Origin of the sequence: Pseudomonas sp. SG-MS2 (genome assembly GCF_009933855.1) — a bacterium.
In the GTDB taxonomy this organism is placed as follows: Bacteria; Pseudomonadota; Gammaproteobacteria; order Pseudomonadales; family Pseudomonadaceae; genus Aquipseudomonas; species Aquipseudomonas putida_E.
The window spans coordinates 45,038-67,996 of sequence record NZ_MOMO01000237.1; the positions used below are offsets into that span (position 1 = coordinate 45,038).

Annotated in this window: 21 protein-coding genes; 11 read left to right on the top strand and 10 right to left on the bottom strand. The window is 63.6% G+C overall.

Annotated features, from left to right (window positions below; genetic code table 11):
- Positions 1–25 precede the first annotated feature (25 nt).
- The 5 genes from BLX42_RS21520 to BLX42_RS21540 all read left to right on the top strand — a co-directional run bounded on the left by BLX42_RS21520 (position 26) and on the right by BLX42_RS21540 (position 6,918).
- Positions 26–835 (top strand): gamma-glutamyl-gamma-aminobutyrate hydrolase family protein, encoded by an 810-nt coding sequence (locus BLX42_RS21520; RefSeq protein WP_046786078.1) that lies wholly within the window; start codon positions 26–28, stop codon positions 833–835.
- A gap of 379 nt (positions 836–1,214) precedes the next feature.
- Positions 1,215–2,126 carry a 5-dehydro-4-deoxyglucarate dehydratase gene (gene kdgD, locus BLX42_RS21525; protein ID WP_161872569.1) on the top strand — a complete coding sequence of 304 codons (912 nt, stop codon included), beginning with the start codon at positions 1,215–1,217 and terminating at the stop codon, positions 2,124–2,126.
- A gap of 102 nt (positions 2,127–2,228) precedes the next feature.
- Positions 2,229–3,590, top strand: coding sequence for an MFS transporter (locus BLX42_RS21530; RefSeq protein WP_115274677.1), 1,362 nt, complete (start codon positions 2,229–2,231; stop codon positions 3,588–3,590).
- Positions 3,591–3,666: 76 nt separating this feature from the next.
- Entirely contained in the window at positions 3,667–5,220 is a 1,554-nt protein-coding gene (gene garD / locus BLX42_RS21535; protein WP_161872570.1) for a galactarate dehydratase, read from the top strand.
- Positions 5,221–5,337: 117 nt separating this feature from the next.
- Positions 5,338–6,918 (top strand): aldehyde dehydrogenase (NADP(+)), encoded by a 1,581-nt coding sequence (locus tag BLX42_RS21540; protein WP_046786074.1) that lies wholly within the window; start codon positions 5,338–5,340, stop codon positions 6,916–6,918.
- A 179-nt stretch (positions 6,919–7,097) separates the two neighbouring features.
- On the opposite strand, the gene BLX42_RS21545 is transcribed toward BLX42_RS21540, so the two are convergent.
- Positions 7,098–7,847, bottom strand: coding sequence for a FadR/GntR family transcriptional regulator (locus tag BLX42_RS21545; protein ID WP_046786073.1), 750 nt, complete (start codon positions 7,845–7,847; stop codon positions 7,098–7,100).
- Between the two features lie 223 nt (positions 7,848–8,070).
- Here BLX42_RS21545 and BLX42_RS21550 point away from each other — a divergent pair, with 223 nt between their 5' ends.
- A complete protein-coding gene (locus BLX42_RS21550) occupies positions 8,071–8,721 on the top strand; it encodes a DUF998 domain-containing protein (protein ID WP_161872571.1) in 651 nt (216 codons plus the stop codon).
- 75 nt (positions 8,722–8,796) lie between these two features.
- Positions 8,797–9,126: a hypothetical protein gene (locus BLX42_RS21555; protein ID WP_125924880.1), complete on the top strand. Its 330-nt coding sequence runs from the start codon at positions 8,797–8,799 to the stop codon at positions 9,124–9,126.
- A 60-nt stretch (positions 9,127–9,186) separates the two neighbouring features.
- Here the strand turns inward: BLX42_RS21555 and BLX42_RS21560 are convergent, their stop codons facing one another.
- The 3 genes from BLX42_RS21560 to BLX42_RS21570 form a co-directional block, all read right to left on the bottom strand.
- Positions 9,187–10,107 (bottom strand): LysR family transcriptional regulator, encoded by a 921-nt coding sequence (locus BLX42_RS21560; protein WP_161872572.1) that lies wholly within the window; start codon positions 10,105–10,107, stop codon positions 9,187–9,189.
- Between the two features lie 24 nt (positions 10,108–10,131).
- Entirely contained in the window at positions 10,132–11,106 is a 975-nt protein-coding gene (locus tag BLX42_RS21565; protein ID WP_161872573.1) for a quinone oxidoreductase, read from the bottom strand.
- Positions 11,107–11,215: 109 nt separating this feature from the next.
- On the bottom strand, positions 11,216–12,430 hold the full coding sequence (locus BLX42_RS21570; RefSeq protein ID WP_125924883.1) for a YeeE/YedE family protein: 1,215 nt from the start codon (positions 12,428–12,430) through the stop codon (positions 11,216–11,218).
- 167 nt (positions 12,431–12,597) lie between these two features.
- Between BLX42_RS21570 and BLX42_RS21575 the strand changes: the two genes are divergently transcribed.
- Positions 12,598–13,506: a LysR family transcriptional regulator gene (locus BLX42_RS21575; RefSeq protein ID WP_161872574.1), complete on the top strand. Its 909-nt coding sequence runs from the start codon at positions 12,598–12,600 to the stop codon at positions 13,504–13,506.
- Here the strand turns inward: BLX42_RS21575 and BLX42_RS21580 are convergent, their stop codons facing one another.
- The 4 genes from BLX42_RS21580 to BLX42_RS21595 all read right to left on the bottom strand — a co-directional run bounded on the left by BLX42_RS21580 (position 13,507) and on the right by BLX42_RS21595 (position 16,559).
- A complete protein-coding gene (locus tag BLX42_RS21580; protein WP_046786069.1) occupies positions 13,507–14,025 on the bottom strand; it encodes a DMT family transporter in 519 nt (172 codons plus the stop codon).
- A 162-nt stretch (positions 14,026–14,187) separates the two neighbouring features.
- Positions 14,188–14,766 carry a hypothetical protein gene (locus tag BLX42_RS21585; RefSeq protein ID WP_039601934.1) on the bottom strand — a complete coding sequence of 193 codons (579 nt, stop codon included), beginning with the start codon at positions 14,764–14,766 and terminating at the stop codon, positions 14,188–14,190.
- Positions 14,767–14,841: 75 nt separating this feature from the next.
- A complete protein-coding gene (locus BLX42_RS21590) occupies positions 14,842–16,134 on the bottom strand; it encodes a sorbosone dehydrogenase family protein (protein ID WP_119687102.1) in 1,293 nt (430 codons plus the stop codon).
- Positions 16,131–16,559, bottom strand: a complete 429-nt coding sequence (locus BLX42_RS21595) for a DUF2231 domain-containing protein (RefSeq protein WP_039601936.1) — start codon at positions 16,557–16,559, stop codon at positions 16,131–16,133. The genes BLX42_RS21590 and BLX42_RS21595 overlap by 4 nt, the downstream gene beginning before the upstream one ends.
- 177 nt (positions 16,560–16,736) lie before the next feature.
- Here BLX42_RS21595 and BLX42_RS21600 point away from each other — a divergent pair, with 177 nt between their 5' ends.
- Positions 16,737–17,036, top strand: coding sequence for a hypothetical protein (locus BLX42_RS21600; RefSeq protein ID WP_119687103.1), 300 nt, complete (start codon positions 16,737–16,739; stop codon positions 17,034–17,036).
- On the opposite strand, the gene BLX42_RS21605 is transcribed toward BLX42_RS21600, so the two are convergent.
- Together BLX42_RS21605 and BLX42_RS21610 are read right to left on the bottom strand one after the other, a co-directional pair.
- Entirely contained in the window at positions 17,033–17,794 is a 762-nt protein-coding gene (locus BLX42_RS21605) for a hypothetical protein (protein WP_161872575.1), read from the bottom strand. The genes BLX42_RS21600 and BLX42_RS21605 overlap by 4 nt on opposite strands.
- Positions 17,791–19,977, bottom strand: a complete 2,187-nt coding sequence (locus BLX42_RS21610) for an OsmC domain/YcaO domain-containing protein (protein WP_046786066.1) — start codon at positions 19,975–19,977, stop codon at positions 17,791–17,793. Before BLX42_RS21610 ends, BLX42_RS21605 begins: the two co-directional genes overlap by 4 nt.
- A 259-nt stretch (positions 19,978–20,236) precedes the next feature.
- On the opposite strand from BLX42_RS21610, the gene BLX42_RS21615 reads away from it, so the two are divergent.
- A complete protein-coding gene (locus BLX42_RS21615; protein ID WP_046786065.1) occupies positions 20,237–20,692 on the top strand; it encodes a (2Fe-2S)-binding protein in 456 nt (151 codons plus the stop codon).
- Positions 20,692–22,941, top strand: coding sequence for a xanthine dehydrogenase family protein molybdopterin-binding subunit (locus BLX42_RS21620; RefSeq protein ID WP_161872576.1), 2,250 nt, complete (start codon positions 20,692–20,694; stop codon positions 22,939–22,941). Before BLX42_RS21615 ends, BLX42_RS21620 begins: the two co-directional genes overlap by 1 nt.
- Positions 22,942–22,959: the final 18 nt, after the last annotated feature.

Consider the following 22,959-nt stretch of genomic DNA (forward strand, 5'->3'; position numbering starts at 1 on the left):
GGTCGAACCTGCCATAAGGTGACATATGTCCAACAGCAACATTGGCAACAAGCAACCTTCCCTGCGCAAACCCGTCGTCCTGATGACCATGGGCAGCCAAGAGCGCAAAGGCCATGACTACCAGGTCATGACCCACAAATACATCACCCCGCTGGTCGATTTCGCTGATTGCGTCCCGGTACTTGTGCCCACCTGCTGTGGCACCGAAGACCTCGAGACCTATCTGGACATGGCCGACGGCGTATACCTGACCGGTGCCGGCAGCAACATCGAGCCGAGCCTGTATGGCCAGGAAAACCAGACCCCAGGCAAAGGCCAGGACGTCAACCGCGACCTGTTCGATATTCCGCTGGTCAAGGCAGCGCTAAAGCGTGGCCTGCCCATCTTCGGCATCTGCCGCGGCATGCAGGAAATCAACGTCGCCCTGGGCGGCGATATCTACCAGAAGGTTTACGCCGAACCAGGCTACAACGACCACCGGGAAAACCCGGAAGATCCGGTCGACGTGCAATACGCTCAGGTGCATGGCGTGAAGATCAAGGCGGGCAGCTGGCTTCACGACGCCCTTGGCACCGACGAGATCCGCGTCAACTCGCTGCATGGCCAAGGCCTGCGTAACCTGGGTACCGGCATCGAACCGATCGCCCACGCCGAAGACGGCCTGGTCGAAGCGATTCACGCCCCGAGCATTTCGCCGTTCCTTTTCGCCGTACAGTGGCACCCGGAGTGGCAAGCGGCCAAGAACCCTGATTCGATCAAGATCTTCCAGGCCTTCGGCGATGCCTGCCGCGCCCAGGTGCGCAAATCCCAGATCAAGCGCCAACAGGCCGCCTGACACTCAGCTTCGTCAGTTTTGATCGCGGGGCGGCGCAAGGCCGCCCCCCGCTTCCCCGGTCACCCTCTGCTGGTCCCAGAACACTTCCCGTGGATGCGGGCGGCGGGCTTGCGCCTGTCTCCGCGATCTTTTTCACCCCCCAAGAGATACGATGACTGTTTAGTTGGTTGTCGTTAGCTTTTCTGCGCCTGGGATCCTGAGCGCCGCCGCGCTGCGCATCGCGAGCTGCGCACGATTCCGCCTCATCACAAATCCCCCGATAGGCCAAGTGCCGTAAAAATTTTCCGCAGAGGGACTAGTCATCCCACTAGTTGTACGATAACTTACCTCCAACGCAAAACAACACCCTTCACCCAAGCGCCACAGGATGCCAATAACAATGAATCCACAAGAACTGAAATCCATCCTCTCCCACGGCCTGCTGTCTTTCCCGGTCACAGACTTCAATGCCCAGGGCGACTTCAACCAGGCTGGCTACATCAAGCGCCTGGAATGGCTTGCCCCGTACGGTGCCAGCGCCCTGTTCGCCGCCGGTGGCACCGGTGAGTTCTTCTCCCTGGCCGCCAGCGAGTACAGCCAGGTAATCAAGACCGCCGTCGACACCTGCGCCACGTCTGTACCGATCCTCGCCGGCGTCGGTGGCTCCACCCGCCAGGCCATCGAATACGCACAGGAAGCCGAGCGCTTGGGTGCCAAGGGCCTGCTGTTGCTGCCGCACTACCTGACCGAAGCCAGCCAGGACGGTGTCGCCGCCCACGTCGAAGCGGTGTGCAAATCGGTCAACATCGGGGTGGTGGTATACAACCGCAACGTTTGCCGCCTGAACGCCGACCTGCTGGAAAAGCTTGCCGAACGCTGCCCTAACCTGATCGGCTACAAGGACGGCCTGGGTGACATCGAACTGATGGTGTCGATCCGTCGCCGCCTGGGTGACCGTTTCAGCTACCTGGGTGGCCTGCCGACCGCCGAGGTGTATGCTGCCGCTTACAAAGCCCTGGGTGTGCCGGTGTACTCCTCGGCGGTGTTCAACTTCATCCCCAAGACCGCGATGGACTTCTACCACGCCATCGCCCGCGACGATCACGCCACCGTTGGCAAGCTGATTGACGACTTCTTCCTGCCATACCTGGACATCCGCAACCGCAAGGCCGGTTATGCCGTGAGCATCGTCAAGGCAGGCGCGAAGATCGCCGGTTACGACGCAGGCCCGGTGCGTACGCCGCTGACCGACCTGACCGCTGAAGAATACGAAATGCTCGCAGCCCTGATGGACAAGATGGGCCCGCAATAAGCGGCCCCCGCGGCCTGCCATCGCCGCACCCGGAGTGGGCCACCCCACTCCGGCTACAACTCGTGAGCCCGCACAAAAATAACTAGTGGGAGTATTACCAGCATGCAAGCGACTAAAAAGACGCATGTGCGCTACCTGATCCTGTTCATGCTGTTTCTGGTGACCACGATCAACTATGCCGACCGCGCCACCATCGCCATCGCAGGCTCCAGCCTGCAGAAGGACCTCGGCATTGACGCCGTAACCCTCGGTTATATCTTCTCCGCCTTCGGATGGGCTTACGTTGCCGGCCAGATTCCTGGTGGCTGGTTGCTGGACCGCTTCGGCTCCAAGAATGTCTACGCCTTCAGCATTTTCACCTGGTCGCTGTTCACCCTGCTGCAGGGTTTTGTCGGCGGCCTGCCAGTGGCTTGGGCGGTCGTCACCTTGTTCACCCTGCGTTTCCTGGTTGGTTTTGCCGAAGCACCATCGTTCCCGGGTAACGCCCGCATCGTTGCGGCCTGGTTCCCCACGGCAGAACGTGGCACAGCATCGGCGATCTTCAACTCGGCGCAGTATTTCGCCACCGCACTGTTCGCCCCGATCATGGGCTGGATCGTTTTCAGCTTCGGCTGGGAGCACGTATTCGTGGTGATGGGTGCACTGGGCATCGTGTTCTCCATGGTGTGGCTGAAGACCATCTACAACCCCCGCCAACACCCACGCATCAGCCCCAGCGAACTTGAGCACATCGAGCAGAACGGCGGCCTGGTGGACATGGACCAGAAGCGCGGCAATGACGGCCCTAAATGGGGCTACATCAAGCAACTTTTGACCAGCCGCATGCTGCTGGGCGTATACCTGGGCCAGTACTGCATCAACGCCATCACCTACTTCTTCCTGACCTGGTTCCCGGTGTACCTGGTGCAGGAGCGCGGCATGACCATCCTCAAGGCGGGCATCATCGCCTCGCTGCCGGCAATCTGCGGCTTCATCGGCGGAGTGCTCGGTGGGGTACTGTCTGACTGGCTGCTGCGCCGTGGCAACTCGCTGACCTTCTCGCGCAAGCTGCCGATCGTCTGTGGCCTGCTGCTGTCGACCACCATGGTCTTCTGCAACTATGTCGAGGCGGAATGGATGGTGGTCGGCTTCATGACCCTGGCCTTCTTCGGCAAGGGCATCGGCGCACTGGGCTGGGCCGTGGTCGCCGATACCTCGCCCAAGCAGATCGCAGGGCTGTCCGGCGGCCTGTTCAACACCTTCGGCAACATTGCTTCGATCACCACCCCGATCGTCATTGGTTACATCATCAGCGCGACCGGTTCGTTCAAGTGGGCGCTGGTGTACGTGGGCGCCAACGCCCTGGTAGCGGTGTTCAGCTACCTGGTCATCGTCGGGCCGATCAAGCGTATTGAGTTGCGTGAGGATGCAAAGCCAGACGCTGAGCCTGCCGCCCCGGGCGAGCTGGCCAGCGCACGTCACTGAGTGAACACGCCCGCGCCGGCAATCCCGGTGCGGGCGGATGTACAAAGCCTGAGACCATCACAAACAGGGCCCGAACATGCAGTTGATCGAACATTCCGACTCGCCCCGCTACGTCCGCCTGCACGAGGACGATAACGTCGTGGTAGTGGTCAACGATGGCGGCCTGGGCGAAGGCGCGCGCTTCCCCGATGGGCTGACCCTTGTAGAAGGCGTGCCGCAGAGCCACAAAGTGGCCACCGTCCTCATCGCCAAAGGCGAGCCGGTGCGGCGCTATGGGCAGATCATCGGTTACGCCCTGGAAGACCTGCGCCAGGGCAGCTGGGTGCAGGAGAGCCAACTGGCCATGCCGTCTGCCCCGGAACTGGACAGCCTGCCGCGCTGCGATGCCGTACCTGCGCCCCTGCCTGCGCTGGATGGCTTCACCTTCGAGGGCTACCGCAATGCTGACGGCACCGTCGGTACCCGCAACATCCTGGGCATCACCACCACCGTTCAGTGTGTGACCGGTGTGCTGGAACATGCAGTCAAGCGCATCCGCAGCGAATTGCTGCCCAAATACCCCAATGTCGATGACGTGGTCGCCCTCACCCACAGCTATGGCTGCGGCGTGGCGATCAACGCCCGTGATGCCTACATCCCGATCCGCACCGTGCGCAACCTGGCACGCAACCCCAACCTGGGTGGCGAAGCGCTGGTCATCAGCCTGGGCTGCGAGAAACTGCAGGCCGGCCAGGTGATGCACGACAACGACCCGTCGGTAGACCTCAGCGAGCCCTGGCTGTATCGCCTGCAGGATGCCAGCCTTGGCTTCACTGAAATGATCGAGCAGATCATGGGCCTGGCCGAGACGCGCTTGCAGAAGCTCGACAAGCGCCGCCGCGAGACCGTACCGGCCAGTGAGCTGATCCTGGGCATGCAGTGCGGCGGCAGCGATGCATTCTCCGGCATCACCGCCAACCCGGCGCTGGGCTATGCCGCCGACCTGCTGGTGCGGGCCGGCGCCACTGTGCTGTTCTCGGAAGTGACCGAGGTGCGCGACGCCATCTACATGCTTACCTCCCGCGCCGAAAACCAGGCAGTCGCCGATGCGCTGGTGCGCGAAATGGACTGGTACGACCGCTACCTTCAGCAAGGTGCGGCCGACCGCAGCGCCAACACCACGCCAGGCAACAAGAAAGGCGGCCTGTCCAATATCGTCGAAAAATCCCTCGGCTCGATCGTCAAGTCCGGCAGTGGCGCCATCCAAGGCGTGCTCGGGCCGGGCGAGCGGGTAAACCGCAAGGGCCTGATCTTCTGCGCAACGCCCGCCAGCGACTTTGTCTGCGGCACCCTGCAGTTGGCGGCCGGGATGAACCTGCACGTATTCACCACTGGCCGCGGTACCCCGTACGGCCTGGCCATGGCGCCGGTCGTCAAGGTGTGCACCCGTTCCGAACTGGCCCAACGCTGGCCGGACCTGATCGACATCGACGCCGGGCGCATCGCCAGTGGGCGCTCAAGCATCGAGGAATTGGGCTGGGAGTTGTTCCACTACTACCTGGACGTGGCCAGCGGCCGCAAGCAGACCTGGGCAGAACAACACCGGCTGCACAACGACATCACCCTGTTCAATCCGGCGCCAATCACCTGATGGTTCGGCCTTGCCCGGTACTTCAATGGCGCACGCCCGCCTGTGGGAGCCAGCTTGCCGGCTTGCACAGGTCATGCGACACCCACTGATCAACCCTTCCACACACAGGAGCACACCATGCCTGAGATTCTTGGCCACAACTTCATCGCCGGCCAGCGCAGCGCCGCTGGCGAGCAACGCCTGCAGAGCCTGGACGCCACCACTGGCGAGGCCCTGCCCTACAGTTTCGCCCAAGCCACCGAGGCCGAGGTGGATCAAGCGGCCCAAGCGGCGGCAGCGGCCTTTGCCGAATTCCGCCAGCTGGCCCCGGCGCGTCGTGCCGAGTTCCTCGACGCCATTGCGGCGGAACTGGACGAGCTGGACGACGCCTTCGTCGCCGTGGTCTGCCGTGAAACCGCCCTGCCCGCCGGGCGCATCCAAGGTGAGCGTGGCCGCACCAGCGGCCAGATGCGCCTGTTCGCCCAGGTGCTGCGCCGTGGCGACTACCTCGGTGCCCGCATCGACCTGGCCTTGCCCGAACGCCAGCCGCTGCCCCGCGTGGACCTGCGCCAGATGCGCATCGGCGTGGGCCCGGTCGCCGTGTTCGGCGCCAGCAACTTCCCGCTGGCCTTCTCCACCGCAGGCGGTGATACCGCTGCAGCCTTCGCCGCCGGTTGCCCGGTGGTGTTCAAGGCGCACAGCGGGCACATGGCCACGGCCGACCTGGTCGGTGCGGCCATCGTCCGCGCTGCCGAACGCACCGGCATGCCCAAGGGCGTCTTCAACATGGTGTTTGGCGGTGGCGTCGGTGAGTGGCTGGTCAAGCACCCTGCCATCCAGGCGGTCGGCTTCACCGGCTCGCTCAAGGGCGGGGACGCTCTGTGCCGCATGGCCGCCGAACGCCCGCAACCCATCCCGGTATTCGCCGAGATGTCCAGCATCAACCCGGTGATCATTCTGCCGGGCGCGCTGGCCAAGCGTGGCGACGCCATTGCCCGCGAGCTCGCCGGTTCCGTGTGCCTGGGTGCTGGCCAGTTCTGCACCAACCCGGGCCTGGTGATCGGCCTGCAATCGCCACAGTTCAGCCAGTTGCTCGCCGACCTCGGCCAGCACCTGGACCAGCAAGCCGGCCAGACCCTGCTCAACGCCGGTGGCCTGCGCAGCTACGTGGGCGGCCTGGAGCACCTGCAGGCCCACGCTGGCATCGAACACTTGGCAGGCCAGCCTCAGGAAGGTAGCCAGGCGCGGGCACAACTGTTCAAGGCGGATGCCCGTTTGCTGGTGGACGCCGACCCGCTGCTGCAGGAAGAAGTGTTCGGCCCGACCACCGTTGCCGTTGAAGCTCAGGACAACGCGCAGCTGCGCGCCGCCCTGCTCGGCCTGCGCGGTCAGCTGACCGCCACGCTGATCGGTGAGCCCGAAGACTTCGAAGCATTTGCCTGGCTGGTACCGCTGCTGGAAGAAAAGGTTGGCCGCATCCTGATCAATGGCTACCCGACCGGTGTGGAAGTGTGCGACGCCATGGTCCACGGCGGGCCTTACCCGGCCACCTCCGATGCCCGTGGTACGTCCGTCGGCACCCTGGCCATCGACCGCTTCCTGCGCCCGGTGTGCTACCAGAACTACCCGCAGTCGCTACTGCCTGAGGCACTGCGTGACAACAACCCGCTGGGCCTGCGCCGGTTGGTGAATGGGCAGTGGAGTGACGGGGCGATCTGAACGCCCTGATGCGATGAAAGCCCCGTATTTGCGGGGCTTTCTTTTGAGTCTTGCATTGGATTTACCGGCCCTGTCGCCGGCAAGCCGACTCCCACTGGGTTAGCGCTGAGCTTGAGAGCAGCGGGGTATCTGTGGGAGCCGGCTCGCCGGCGATAGGGCCAGCACAGCCACCGGTGAATTCAAACCCCTTGCGCCTCAGCCTCCGCATGCGCCTGGCGCAACCGCTCACGGCTGTTGCTCAGGTGCATGCGCATGGCCATCTTGGCCCCTTCGCTGTCGCTTCGGGCGATGGCTTCGTAGATCGCCTCGTGCTCATGCATCAATCGGCCCATGTAGTGCGCCTGGTCATCATGCGCCAGGCGCGCCGAGTTGAGCCGGGTACGCGGGATGATGCTGGTACCGAGGTGGTTGATGATGTCGGCAAAGTAGTGGTTGCCGCTGGCCTGGGCGATACGCAGGTGGAACTGGAAGTCCGCCGACACCGCATCGGTGGCATGGGCGGCACCCTCGTTGAGTTCGTCCAGCGCCGCACGCATGCCTGCCAGCTCTTCATCGCTGCGCCGTTGCGCCGCAAGGCCTGCCGACTCGATCTCCAGGGCGATGCGCAGCTCCAGTACCGCCAGCACCTCACGCAGCGTGACCACGGTGGCCGGGTCGATGCGAAAGCCCCCCGTGGCAGGCGTGTCCAGCACAAAGGTGCCGATGCCGTGGCGGGTCTCGACCTGCCCGGCGGCCTGCAGCCGCGAGATCGCCTCACGCACCACGGTACGGCTCACGCCCTCCTCGGCCATGATCTGCGATTCGGTCGGCAGCTTGTCGCCGCGCTTGAGCTGGCCGCTGCGAATACGCTCGGTCAGCACCGTGACCAGTTCCTGGGCCAGACTGCGCGGCTTGCGCCGGGTCTTTGCCTGTACCTGTTGCTCTGTCATGCCCTGTGTTTCACCTTGAAAGACAGCCGACATCATAGCGCAAGCAGTTGTACGATCACATACACCCGACGGGGTATTTATCAACGCAACGCGGCCGGCATAGAGCGTTGCCTGAAATAAGGAGTGTGGCAGCGAGCCTGCCTGCGAAGAGGCCAGGACAGACTGCATCCATCTCGGTACTGTATACGCATCGTTTGGTCACTCCATGGAAGGAAAACCGCTGATGAATACCTTCGACCGCTGCCTGCTCTGCTGCGGGCTGATCATCCCGTTCTGGCTGCTGCTTGGCGTTTGGTTCACCGCCCAAGCCTACCCGGGCTACGATCATCTGCAGCAGGCCATGAGCCAGCTGGGCGCGGTGGGCGCCCCAACCCAACGCTGGTCACCCCTGCTCAACAACTTCCCGCTCGCTGTGCTGTTTACCCTGTTCGCCTGGGGGCTGACCCGGCGCTGGCGAGGCTCGAAGCTCGCCCTTGCCAGCGCGGCACTGGTATTGCTGCATGGGCTCGGCAGCCTGGGCACCGGCTTTTTTCCCTGCGATCAAGGCTGTGCGCCTGCGCAAGCCTCCCTGTCCCAGCAACTGCACAACGCGTCCGGCTTGCTGATGTTTCTCTCGTTGACCCTGGCCAGTGCGCTTTGGGTATGGGGCGGGAAAGGCGTGGCCGGCTCGCGTGCGTTAGGGGCATTTTCCCTGATTTGTGTGGTGGCTGCGGTAGCCACTGTCGTCCTGATGGCCCAGGCGGCGCAGAACGGTCGGTTGTTCGGCCTTTACCAACGCCTGAACTATGCCGTCTCGGTGGTTTGGGTAGCCGGGCTTGCCCTGCACTGCCTGCGGCCGACGCTGGCAAATCGCCTGCGCATCGCCACCACGTGACCTGCAACGTGCTGGCCCCCGGGCACTTGAAGCGAAGGCAAACTCCGTTCTTCTTCAGATGCTTAGGACAGCAACATGCGAGTATTTCTAGCAACGGTGGCCGGCTGTCTGCTGGCCACGACTGCCTTCGGCGCCCAGGCCAGAGCGCTGAGCCAGAATGACCGCCATGTTTGTGGTTGGGGTTCACAGATCGCCGCCGAGGCCCAGCAGGCCAAGCTTTCCGGCGTGACCCTGTATGCCACGCGCAAGAAACTACAGGTGCGCCGGTTCGCCAAACCATGGATGCGCATGACCGCCTTCGGCATCACTGAACAGACGTACAACAGCCGCTCACGGCTCAAGCCGGCAGCCATCAAGCAGACCTACTACGAGCAGTGCGTACAGCATGCAATTGCAAAGCGATAAAACTATATATATCAGTAGCTTATATAGCTTATTTAATGCTTTATCTGGAACAGGTCAGCCCTAGCGCCGCCATGGCGGGCCCTCCTTGAACTGCTCCGCGACCCATGCCTTGAACGCCCCCAACGAGGCCGTGTTCAAGCGTGCCGATGGTCGCACCAGATAGATCCCGGCCGCCGCATCCAACTCCCATTGCGCAAGTACCCGCACCAGGCGACCGGTGGCCAGGTCCTCGCCCATCAACCAGTCACCGCCAGCGAGTATGCCTACGCCACGACGCGCGGCCTCTAACAGGGCTTCGTTGTCGTTGCCGCGCAATGACCCACTGATCTTCACACTCACCTGAAGGTTTCCACGGGTGAGCCGCCATTCAGGAAATGATCGTAAGCCACTGAACCCCAAGCAATTGTGTTTTGACAAGTCTTCTGGTTTTGTCGGTTCGCCCTGGCGCGACAAGTAGGCCGGTGAGGCGCAGAGGATGCGGACGTGATCACAGAGCTTAGTGGCCACCAGGCGGTTGTCGGCCAGTTCACCGATGCGTATGGCAGCATCAAAACCTTCCCCAACCAAGTCGACGAAGCGGTCGGCATACTCGGCTTCCAGGGTCACCTGCGGATGGGCCAGGACAAAGTCCGCCAGCATGCCGCTCAACCAGCGCCGCCCCATCGCCGCAGGCAAGGCCAGGCGCAGGCGCCCGCGCACCGACGCCGCACCCTCGGTAGCCTCCTGCTCTGCCTCTGCTATCAGCCGGCTGGCCTCGCGCACACGCACCACCAGGCGTTCGCCCTCATCGGTGAAGCGCAGTTGCCGAGTGGTGCGTTCCACCAGGCGAATGCCAAGGCGCTGTTCCAGTGCGCTGAGGCGTTTGGACAGTACTGTCGGGTGGCGCGCCAACTGGCGGCCGGCGGCCGAGAAAGAGCCCTGCTCGTGCAGGGCCAGCAAGGTGGCAAGTTCATCGGCGCGGCGGCTGTCAAAGGCGTCCATGGGAAGGCTCTGTGGCTGGGTCAGTCAAGTGGTGAGAATCAGCGCCCCTTCCGACAGCCCCTGTTCCAGGTCTTCGTGGGCCCTGGCTGCTTCGGCCAACGGGTAGCGGCGCCATACCCGTGGCTGGATGATACCTTCGGCGACTGCCGACAGCACGTCGCCTGCGCGCTGCTGGTATTCCTCCACTGTGCGGGTATGGGCGGCCAGCGATGGCCGGGTCACGTACAACGAGCCTTTAGCGTTGAGGGTGCCAACCTCGATCGCTGCCGGGGTGCCCGTGGTCGCACCGAACGATACCAGCAGCCCACGCAGGCGCAGGCTGTCCAGGGACGCTTGCAGCGAGACCTTGCCGACACTGTCATACACCACATCCACGCCTTGGCCCCGGGTGAGTTCATGCACCTGACCAGCCAGCGTCGCAGCATCGAACACCAGCACATGGTGACAACCCGCTGCCTGCGCGCGCGCCATGCTTTGTGGTCGAGATACCACGCCAATCACCGTTGCGCCCAGGTGCCGCGCCCACGGTACCATTAGCTGGCCGAGCGCGCCGGCGGCGCCATAAAGCAGTATCTGGGTGCCGGGCCCGACCGGGTAAGTCGTCTTGAGCAGGTATTGTGCAGTGATCCCCTTGAACAGGATGGCAGCGGCAGCTTCATAGCTTACCTCGTCCGGCAGATGCACCAGACGCTCGGCAGGATACAACCGGGCGCTCGCATAGCCGCCCACGGGGCCTGTGGCATAACCGACACGGTCGCCGACCTTAACATTGTGTACACCCTCACCCATCGCGACGACGCGACCGGCACCCTCCAGGCCTAGCCCCGATGGCAGTAGCAGCGGTGCACCGCCTTGACGCTGCAGCACATCCAGCGGATTGACGCCTATGGCGGCTTGCTCCAGCCAGACCTCGCCAGGCCCTGGTCGTTGGATTTGCAGGGGTTGCAGGCGCATGACGTCGGTAGCGCCGGTAGCGCTCAACACAATTCGGGTCGCCATGTTCGATTCCTTGAGGGAGTGAAAGACCGACTCAGGCTAATTAGTCGGCAGGAATCGAACAATCAGGTTGGGTGCAGATGATTCCTGCACCCGATGAAGCAAAGTGTTATCAGCAGCCCGTCAGTGCCGCTGGCCGGCGCTCACCGGCAAAGAACAATGGGCGCAGACGCACGCCGATCATGTTCCCGGTGTAGGCCGCAATCAGCCACAGCCAGCCATGCACGCTACCCGAAGCGATGCCGCTGAAGTAGGCGCCAATGTTGCAACCATAAGCCAGGCGCGAACCGTAGCCCAGCAGCAGGCCACCGAGCACTGCGGCTATCAGCGAGCGCAACGGGATGTTCAGGCTCGGCGCAAAACGCCCGGCCAGGCCAGCCGCCAGCAGCGCACCCAGCACGATGCCAAGGTCCATGACGGTGGTCACGTCTTGCCACAACGGGGCTGCCAGCGCCTTGGCGTTGGCCGGCGACTGCCAGAACACCCAGCTGCCGACGTCCACACCCAGGCTGGAGAGGGTCTTGGCGCCCCACAGGGCAAAAGCGGAGGTAATGCCCCACGGGCGCCCGGCCAGGGCCAGGGTGGCGTAGTTCAGCAAGGCCAGGGCAATAGCGCCCCACAGCAACGGCCATGGGCCACGCAGGAAGCGTCGCAGGCCTTGGTGCTCACTGCTCACAGGGGCTTCGAGGCCGCCGTGGCGGCGCTTTTCCAGTACCACCGTGGCCCAGGCGATCATCGCGAACACCGCCACGCTGGCCAGCAGCGCCGGCGCTACCCCCCAGGCCTGGACGATCGAGGTGGCCGGCAACGATGGCAAGGCGAACCACCAGTCGGCATGGTGCGTGGCAGTGACCGAGCCGATGATGAAGAACAACAGCGTCACCAGCATTCTGGCGTTGCCTCCGCCGACGGTGAACAGCGTGCCCGAGGCACAACCGCCGCCCAGTTGCATGCCGATACCGAAGATGAACGCGCCAAACACCACAGAAACCCCAGCTGGCGCCACCAGCCCGGTCACCGGGTTGCCAAACAGGCTGCCAGCCGACAATGCCGGGAAGAACAGCAGCACGGCCAGGGTCAGCATGACCATCTGCGCACGCAGGCCGGCGCCTCGTCGTTCGTTGATGAATACGCGCCAGGCCGAGGTGAAACCGAACGCTGCGTGGTAGAGCGTCAGCCCCAGGGCGGCGCCGACGATCAGCAGCAGTACCTGCTTGAACCCGGCATTGAGGTTGAGGAACCAGGCACCAGCCAGCAGCAGGGCCAAGGCAATCAAGGGGGCGCCCAGGCGGCGCGGTTCGGGTGTTGCGGTTGCGGAAAGACCCATCGGAATGCTCGGATTACTGTAAAACGGGGGGGCGATTATAGCGCCGGGGTTCGATCAATGCTGCTTTGGGTGGCCTTCATCTGTGGCAGGGGGGCTGCGCGCTCGGCAGTGCGCACATCTGTTAGGCTGATACGAAGCCCCAAGAAGCCACCCTGGCCATTCGCACCATGGATGAACTGCGCAAGATCGACCTCAACCTGCTGCTGGCCCTGCATGCACTGCTCAGCGAAAAACACGTGACCCGCGCTGCCATCCGCCTGCACCGCAGCCAACCGGCAGTCAGCCATGCCTTGGCGCAACTGCGCGCACATTTCGACGACCCGCTGCTGATCCGCCAGAACGGCCACATGGCCCTGACCGCACGCGCCCAGTCCCTCATCAAACCCTTGCAGGACGCGCTGGGCAGCCTCAACAGCCTGCTGGCCACCCCACGCTTCGACCCCGCTCTGGCTCAGCGCAGGTTCCGCCTGTCGTTGTCCGATTACGCCTCGCGGATCATCCTGCCGCCACTGGTCCATCACCTGCGCCAGGCAGCACCGGGCGTAGACCTTGCCATCAGCCAGGCCAGCCGCGAGGCGATGATGGCGCAGTTGCTCGATGGCGAACTTGACCTCGCCTTGGGCATCTTCCCCGAGCTGCCGCAGGGCATTACCGCACTGACACTGTTCGAGGACAGCTTCGTCAGCATCGCCGACCGCCAGGTGCTGCCGGCCAAAGGTGGCCTTGCCCTGGATGACTGGCTGGCACGGCCGCACGTGCTCATGGCCATGCGCCCGGACGCCCATGACGAGATCGAGCGCGCGCTGGGTGAACGGGGCCTGCGCCGGCGCATTGCCCTGGCGCTGCCGCACTGGAGCGCCGCCGTCGAAGTGCTCGGCGGCACCGACCTGATCCTTACCGTGGCCAAGCGCGCGGTGGGCCCGATGCGGCCACACAAGGGCCTGCGCCAGTTCGCTCCGCCCTTGCCAATTCCGAACCTGGCCTATCAGCAGGCATGGCACACCAGAAAAGACAGTGATCCAGGGCATCGATGGCTGCGGGAGACGGTCTGGGCCTGTTGCCAGCCCGGTCGCTGATCAGCCTTCGGGCTGTTTGACGATGGCCGTCTTGGCAGCCGCCGGGCTTGCGGCCCAGGTGCTCTGCACCAGGAACACCCCGACGAGTATCAGAACCACCCCCGCAAGCCTTGGCAGGCTCACCGGTTTGCTGGCAACGCCCATCAGGCCGAAGTGGTCGACAATCACCGACGTCAGAATCTGCCCCGCCACCACCAGCACCAGAAAGCCCGCGGTGCCAAGCTTGGGGGTCAAGGCGGCGGCAGCGGCGACGTACAGTGCGCCAAGCACCCCGCCGATCCACAGCCACCATGGGCCTTGCAATGCTTTGCCCAGGTCAGGCAGCGGTACCCGTAAAACCAGCAAGGCTGCGATGACCACAATGGAACTGACCGTCAATGATGTGAACGCGCCCCAAAGCCAGTGCCCGAGCGCACGACCGACGGCCGCGTTGCTGGCGGCCTGATAGGGCAGCACGACTCCGGCGAGCAGCGCCAAAACCAAGGGAAGAAACGCAATAAGCAGGGCCTTGTTAGGCATGGATGCACTCATCTGAAGACAGGGTCGGTACATCATCTGAAAATCGACGGGCGTTATGGAAATCGAAATCCTGCACTCGGATTATTCGCCATATGGATGATGGATACCGATCGATGACGCCGGCCTTTTCGCGAGGTCGCCCGCGAAAAGGCCGGCGAGAGGTCAGCGGGATGTCTCGATCCGCAGTACTTCGGTGTAGATCGCATCGACCGTCTGGTCGACCTTGAGGTTTTTCATTCGGGCCTGCAGTTCAGGGTCCTCGACCTTGACCACCTGCAACTTGCCTTCCGGCGGTAGCAGGCTCACCTCATGGGTCTTGAGGTCGATCTTCTTGATCTGCGACGTTACCCGCACCTGGCGGAATGCCTCACCGCCCGGGTTGGGGTTGTCCTTGGTGGCGCGGATGGTTCCAGACTCATCGCTGGCTTTGGGCGCCCCGCCCACCTCTGTGTTGAGTACATAGGCCACCGCACGGGTCACGTAGATATCGACCTGGTCACCGACTTTGAGGTTGGGCAGCGCCTTGGCCTTTTCCGTGAGCTGGAACGTCACGTCCTTGTCGTCAGGGCCTTTGACCGTGACCTGCCGGTTGGCCTGGTCGATGGCGGTGACCTGTGTGGTCACATGACTTTCCAGTGCTTCACTGGCAATGGGTATATCGGCAGCCTGCACCGTGTAACTGGCGGTACCGACGAGCGTGGCAAGCGCAACAGCGCGAGCGAGTGTACAAAGAGCATTCATAGGCCTGCTTCCCTGTGTTCAAGACCGGACAGGCGCGTGAACGCTTCACGCGCCGCTCCTACACCATAGCTGGACTTACCGATTGCGCGTGACCCGCCATACGGTATTGGCCAAATCATCGGCGATGATCAGTGCCCCCCGAGGGTCAACCGTCACACCGACCGGCCGGCCGCGGGTCTGGCCATCCTCGGCCCGGAAGCCGGTGGCGAAGTCGATCGGTTCACCGGCAGGCTTGCCGTTGCTGAACGGCACGAAGATCACCTTGTAGCCCACAGGGTTTGGCCGGTTCCAGCTGCCGTGCTCGCCGACGAACACGCCGTCGGCAAAGCGCTCGCCCATGGCCGGTATGGAAAAGTCCACGCCCAGCGCGGCCACATGCGAACCGAGGCTGTAATCGGGCTTGATTGCGGCAGCCACCTTGTCCGGGTTCTGCGGTTTCACCCGCTCATCGACATTCTGCCCCCAGTAGCTGTAGGGCCAGCCATAGAAGCCACCTTCGCGCACCGAAGTGAGGTAGTCCGGCACCAGGTCCGGGCCCAGTTCATCGCGCTCGTTGACCACGGTCCACAGCTGCCCGCTGCCAGGCTGGATGGCCAGCGCCGTCGGGTTACGCAAGCCGGTGGCGTAGGGTTTGTGCGCGCCAGTGGCAGCGTCGACCTGCCAGACCATGGCGCGATCGACTTCGGCTTCCATGCCCCGCTCGGTGATATTGCTGTTCGAGCCGATACCCACATACAGGTAACGGCCATCGGGGCTGATGGTCAGCGCCTTGGTCCAGTGGTGATTGATCTGGGCCGGCAGGTCGGTGACTTTGGTCGGCGGGCCGCCCGCCTGGGTCTGGCCTTCCTGATAGTCGAAACGCACCAGCGCGTCCTGGTTGGCCACGTACAGCTTGCCATCGGCAAAGGCCAGGCCATAAGGCGCGTTGAGGTTTTCGGCAAACACCGTCTGCACCTCGTAGGTGCCATCGCCGTCGGCGTCTCGCAGCAATGTCAGGCGGTTGCCACCCTTGACCTGGGTATTGCCCTTGGCCTTGATCTGGCTGGCGATGACATCCTTGGGCTTGAGCTTGGCCGCACTGCCGCCCCGGCCTTCGGCCACCAGAATGTCACCGTTGGGCAGTACCAGGCTCTGCCGCGGGATTTTCAGGTCAGTGGCAATGGCTGTGATGCTGTAACCCTCAGGCACGGTCGGCTTCTGCTCGCCCCAGTGTGCGGGCTGGGCGATCTTCATGCTCGGCAACAGGCCACGCTCGGGGGCCGGCAATTTCGGGTCGGGGCCCAGGGCCTGGGTAGCCTCGCCTTCCCCACCGCAGGCGCTCAACAACAGCGCTACACTCAATACAGGCAATGCATGCAAAGGTTTCATGCCGCACCTCCCGAACGCAGGTTGCTCATACCCAGCCAGGCCGCCACGCAGGCCAGCACGGTCACGATCAAAGACAGCACCAGGCCCGCTGGCATCACTGCCCAGGCATCCTTGGCGTGCTCGAAGGCATTGACCAGCCCTAGTACCCAAGTCACCAGCAACAGCAAAAAGTAAAGCGTCGGCCGCCCGCCCTTGCGCTCGGCGCGGACCAGGTTGGCCAGCGCGAACAGCAACGTCAGCCCGCAGAACAGCAGGCCGCCGGCAATCAACCAGGAGGCGAAGTTGCTCCACTGGATCTGGTAGCTCTTGAAGTAGGCAATGTCACTCAGCAATGCGCCAAGAAACAGCGGGACCGTGCCGGCCAGCAGGATTGCGTGCAGCGGGCTGGGCGTGCATCGGTAGAGGGTTTGCTCGGTAGCGGTCACGGCGCCTCCTTACTCAGTCAGTGACCCGGGCTGGCGGACAGGCGCGAGTGCCCGGTCCGTCAGGCGTGCGCAGGGTGCGCTTAGCAAAGGATCACCTTGACGTCCGGTTAGTTCACCGCTTGGCTTGATAGAAATATCCTGAAAGACTTCACCCCCTTTCCACCAGAGGCAAATGGCATGAGCGCTGATAAAGCACGACCGTACGCGTTGTGGGCCGCACATGCCCTGCTTGGCCTCAGCATGGCACTGACTGCCGGATGTTCGAACAAGCACAGCCAGGCTCGCTACCAGACAGCGGCATTGGGCTCGAACTGTTTCGCCAAGGCCGTGCCCACTATGGGAGAAGGCGGCCTGGCGTGGGGCGATACCTTGAGCATGGCCCGCCACAAGTCGATGAACAATTGCATCCGCTATGCCGGCCGGTCCGGCGGAACGCCCAGGACCTGCCAGGTGGTCATGGCCAAGTGCAAGAACTAGCGGCTGCCCGGTTCCGCCCCCTCAAGCCGGGCGTCCAGCACGGCTTCCAGATCCGCCAGTTCGATTTCACCGCCGGCCTCCAGCAGCGCACACCGTTTTGTACAGTCGATGATCACGCGTATGCCGTCGCACGCGCGGTGGCTTGGGTACTTGCGCAATGCCAGTTCGACGGTCGAGCCGCTATGCCAGGTGCTGACGTCCGCTGACCAACAGGCATCCTGGAAACTCAGCAGGCAAGTGCCTTGGTGGGTATCGAGAACACGCGGGGAATAGACCCAATGCGTATTTCCAGCCTCCCACGGCCTCACCATTACCCGGTAGTGGTCATCCGCTGAGCGGGACTGCACCTCGTCTTCGACTGCAGGCTGGCCATTGGCGGCCACGTAGCGGTCGAAAGCATTGACCTGTCCCGCCGTACGGCAGCCTTCCGAGTAATAGGCCACGTGCTGCCTGTACCGGGCAAATTCGGCGCACTGGGCGCCATCGGCGAACAAGGAGGCGATAGCAGCGCTCTGCACCAACCAGTAGATCTCATCCGAACCTTCGTGGGCTTTGCTGCTGCCCAAGGTGATTGCCTGGCCCAGCAGATCGCTGGCCAGGCGCCGGCCTTCATGACGCACTGCGTCATCGGCCAGCGGCGCGGACCTATTAGCCGCTTGCGCCATTAAGGCCGCGTAGCGCAGGTACAGGGCCTCGCCAATCAGGCCCGGTGCGGGGTAATCGGGAAGAGGCAGGTCGAGCGGCTCGAGCCTTGTCACACCGCCTTGGCCCGGGCGGCATGCAGTTTCTTGTAGCTCTCGATCAGGCGCAGGTGGCGGTCCAGCCCCTCCAGCTTCATGCTGGTCGGGGTCAGGCCATGGAAGCGCACGCTACCGTCCACCGAACCCAGCACTGCATCCATGCGCAGGCTGCCGAACATGCGGCGGAAATTGGCCTCGTAGTCCTCCATCTGAAGCTCATCATCCAACACCACTTCCAACACCACATTCAGGGCCTGGTAGAACAAACCGCGCTCGACAGTGTTGTCGTTGAACTGCAGGAACGCCTCGACCAACTCCTTGGCGTCCTCGAAACGCTTCAGCGCCAGGCAGATCAGCAGTTTCAACTCAAGGATGGTCAACTGGCCCCACACCGTGTTGTCATCGAACTCGACACCGATCAGCGTGGTGATGGTGGTGTAGTCGTCCACCTCACAGTTGTCCAGGCGCTTGAGCAGCGCACGCAATGCACGGTTGTCCAGGCTGTGCAGGTTGAGGATGTCGGCACGGAACCCCAGGGCACGGTTGGTGTTGTCCCAGATCAGGTCCTCGACCGGGTAGATCTCCGAGTAACCCGGTACCAGGATGCGGCAGGCGTTGGCGCCGAGGTTGTCGTACACAGCCATGTACACCTCTTTGCCCATGCCCTCGAGGATGCCGAACAGGGTCGCGGCTTCCTGGAGGTTGGAGTCTTCGCCATGGCCGGAGAAGTCCCACTCGACGAATTCGAAGTCGGCCTTGGCGCTGAAGAAGCGCCACGACACCACACCGCTGGAGTCGATGAAGTGCTCGACGAAGTTGTTCGGCTCGGTCAGCGCGTGGCTTTCGAAGGTCGGCTGCGGCAAGTCGTTGAGCCCCTCGAAACTGCGGCCCTGCAGCAGCTCGGTAAGGCTGCGTTCCAGCGCCACCTCCAAGCTTGGGTGCGCGCCGAACGAGGCGAACACGCCGCCGGTACGCGGGTTCATCAAGGTCACGCACATGACCGGGAATTCACCGCCCAGCGACGCGTCCTTGACCAGCACCGGGAAGCCCTGCTCTTCCAGCCCCTGGATGCCTGCGACGATGCCTGGGTACTTGGCCAGCACCTCCTGCGGCACATCCGGCAGGCACAACTCGCCCTCAAGGATTTCACGCTTCACGGCCCGTTCGAAGATCTCCGACAGGCACTGCACCTGCGCTTCGGCCAGGGTATTGCCTGCGCTCATGCCGTTGCTGAGGAACAGGTTTTCGATCAGGTTGGACGGGAAGTACACCACCTGCCCGTCCGACTGGCGCACGAACGGCAGCGAACAGATGCCACGCGCGGTATTGCCCGAGTTGGTGTCATACAGGTGCGAACCACGCAGCTCGCCGTCCGGGTTGTAGATCTGCAGGCAGTATTCGTCGAGGATCTCCGCTGGCAGCGCGTCCTTGGGGCCCGGCTTGAACCACTGCTCGTTGGGGTAGTGCACGAACGGCGCGTTGGCGATGTCCTCGCCCCAGAACTGGTCGTTGTAGAAGAAGTTGCAGTTCAAACGCTCGATGAATTCACCCAGCGCCGAGGCCAGCGCGGCCTCTTTGGTCGAGCCCTTGCCGTTGGTGAAGCACATCGGCGACTGCGCATCGCGCACGTGCAGCGACCAGACGTTGGGCACGATGTTGCGCCACGAGGCGATCTCGATCTTCATGCCCAGCCCGGCGAGCAGGCCCGACATGTTGGCGATGGTCTGCTCCAGCGGCAGGTCCTTGCCGGCGATGTAGGTGGTGGTGTCGGCCACCGGCATGAGCAGGCCCTGGGCGTCGGCATCGAGGTTGTCCACCTGCTCGATGATGAACTCGGGACCGGTCTGTACCACTTTCTTGACCGTGCAGCGATCGATGGAGCGCAGGATGCCCTGCCGGTCCTTCTCAGAGATGTCCTCCGGCAGCTCGACCTGGATCTTGAAGATCTGGTTGTAGCGGTTCTCGGGGTCGACGATGTTGTTCTGCGACAGGCGGATGTTTTCGGTAGGGATATCCCGGGTCTGGCAGTACAGCTTGACGAAATAGGCGGCGCACAGGGCCGATGAGGCAAGGAAATAGTCGAACGGCCCCGGGGCCGAGCCATCGCCTTTGTAGCGGATCGGCTGGTCGGCGATCACCGTGAAGTCGTCGAATTTGGCTTCAAGACGAAGGTTGTCGAGAAAGTTGACCTTGATTTCCATGCGGGAACACCGTGATTTAAGCGTGCAAAACGAAATTGGCCGGCATTATCCGGTTTTTTCGGCTGGAAGTCCTGTTTGTCTGTGCCGCCCACCGCTGCGGCACTTGATTGCGCATTTCGCCGGATTGCTTGCCTGATTCTCTGAACCTGCCGTACACGGCAGGCCGCCGCTCACCCCGCTGTGCTAGCGTTTGCGGATTGGGGAACAACGTATTCCCTGCACGGCAACATAATCACAACCGATGATCAGCAGGTGAGCCATGGAACTTCGAATCAACCAGAAGACCTACCAGGTCGAGGCCGACGCCGACACGCCGTTGCTGTGGGTGATCCGCGACGACCTCGGCCTGACCGGCACCAAGTACGGCTGCGGCCTGGCACAGTGCGGCGCCTGCTCGGTGCTGGTGGACGGCAATGTGGTGCGCGCCTGTGTCACGCCGGTGGCCGGGGTGGTCGGGCGTGAAGTGACCACCATCGAAGCCATCGAGGCCGATGCGGTGGGCAAGCGCGTGGTGGCCGCGTGGGTCGAGCATCAGGTGGCCCAATGCGGTTACTGCCAGTCCGGGCAGGTGATGGCGGCTACCGCGCTGCTCAAGCACACCCCGCAACCGAGCGATGCGCAAATCGATGCGGCGATGGTCAACCTGTGCCGCTGTGGCACTTATAACGCCATCCATGCCGCCGTGCACGAACTCGCCCAAGGGGAGAAGGCCTGATGAATACGCCTGTCGATAACCCTGCAGCGCTGCTCGACCTGCCGCCGGGCGAAACGGTCAACCTGTCGCGTCGGCGTTTTCTCGCCGGTACCGCCGTAGGCGCCCTGGTCCTGGGCTTCGGCCTGCCGCTGGGCGTCAGCCGGGTCCAAGCGGCGACGGCCGCTGCCCAGGAACGCGGCACCCAGGTACCTGCATTCCTGGAAATCCGCCAGGACGGCACGGTACGCCTGCTCTGCCCGTTCATGGAAGGCGGCCAAGGCACCTACACCGCCATGGCGCAGATCGTCGGTGAAGAACTGGACGCGGACCCTGCCACGTTCGTGGTCGACAGTGCCCCGCCGGGCGAAGCCTACGTAGTGATGGAAAACGGCATGCGCATCACCGGCGGCAGCATGTCGGTGCGCATGAGCTACCCGACCATGCGCCGCCTCGGCGCCCTCGCCCGGGCCATGCTGCTGCAAGCCGCCGCCGAGCAATGGGGCGTACCGGTGAGCGAGCTGTCCACCGAACCTGGCAAGGTGCTGCACGCCGCCTCGGGCCGTTCGCTGGCCTATGGCGAACTGGCTGAACGGGCCATGGACCTGCCGGTACCGGACCCAGCGGGCATCACGCTGCGCGACCCCAGCCAGTTCCGCTGGATCGGCAAGCCGGTGCGCCGTGTCGATGCCTACGACAAATCCACCGGCAAAGCGCTCTACACCATCGACATCACGCTCGACGGCATGCTCCACGCCGCTGTGCAGCATGCCCCGCGCCTTGGTATGACCGTGGGCAGCATGCGCAACGAAGACCAGGTCAAGGCCATGAAAGGCGTGCACTCGGTGCATCAATTGCCAGGCGCCGTTGCCGTGGTGGCCGAACGCTGGTGGCACGCCAAGCGTGCGGTCGAGGCGCTGCAGGTGGACTGGCAGGAGCCAGGCGCCGACAGCCAGGTACGCGCGATGCCCGCCGACTTCTCCAGCGATGCCTGGCGCGAGCACCTGGCCGCCCAGACAGGCCCCGCCAAGGACGACGAAAGCGAAGGCGATGTGGCCGCAGCACTGGGCAATGCCAAGACCAAGGTCGAAGCCACCTACCACAACCAGTACCTCAACCATGCCCAGCTGGAGCCGCCGTCGGCACTGGCGCGCTTCAACCCCGACGGTTCGCTGGAGGTCTGGCTGCCCAACCAGGCGCCGGACATGTTCCGTGACGACATCGCCAAACGCACCGGCCTGGATCCTGCAAAGATCACCCTGCACTCGCCGCTTCTGGGCGGGTTCTTCGGTCGCCACTTCCTGTATGACTCGGCCAACCCTTACCCACAGGCCATCTTGCTGGCCAAGGCCGTCGGCCGCCCGGTCAAGCTGATCTGGAGCCGCGAGGAAGAATTCCTGCGCGATGTGCTGCGGCCGGTTGCAGTGGTCAAGTTCCGCGCAGGGCTGGATGCCGATGGCCTGCCAGTGGCCATCGAAGCGGTGAGTGCCACAGAGGGGCCGACCGAGGCCCTGGCGGGCAAGCAAGGCGAGAAAATCGACCCGACGGCGCTCGAAGGGCTGTCGGGCAAATCCTACGCCATCGCCAACAAGCGCATCGCACAGATCTACGTCAAGGGCCCGGCCATGCTGGGTTACTGGCGCTCGGTGGGCAACTCGCTGAACGATTTCTTCTATGAGTCCTTCCTGGACGAGCTGGCTGACAAAGGCGGTAAAGACCCCTTTGAGTTGCGCCTGCACCTGCTGCGCGACAACCCGCGCCTGACCAACCTGCTGCAAGCGGTGGGTGAACTGTCCGGTGGCTGGAAGCGCGGGCCGTTCACCGCTGCAGACGGCAGCAAACGGGCGCGTGGCGTGGCCATGGCTTCGCCGTTCGGCTCGGAGGCCGCCGTGATCGCCGAAGTATCGATCGAAGATGGCCAGGTCAAGGTTCACGACATCTGGCAGGCGATCGACCCCGGCAGCATCGTCAACCCAGCGATCATCGAAGCCCAGGTCAACGGCGCCGTGGCCCTTGGCCTGTCGCAGACGCTGGTTGAGGAAGCCGTATACATCGATGGCAAGCCGCGCGCGCGCAACTACGACCTGTATCCGATCCTGCCTGCCTCGCGCATGGCCCGGGTGCATGTGCGCATTGTCGAAAGCGGCGCGAAGATGGGGGGCATTGGCGAGCCGCCTTTGCCTGCGGTGGCGCCAGCAGTGGCCAACGCGGTGGCGCAACTCACAGGCCAGCGCATCCGCAGCCTGCCCATGAGCCGCCATACCTTCAGCTGACCGGACAAGGACCGCCCC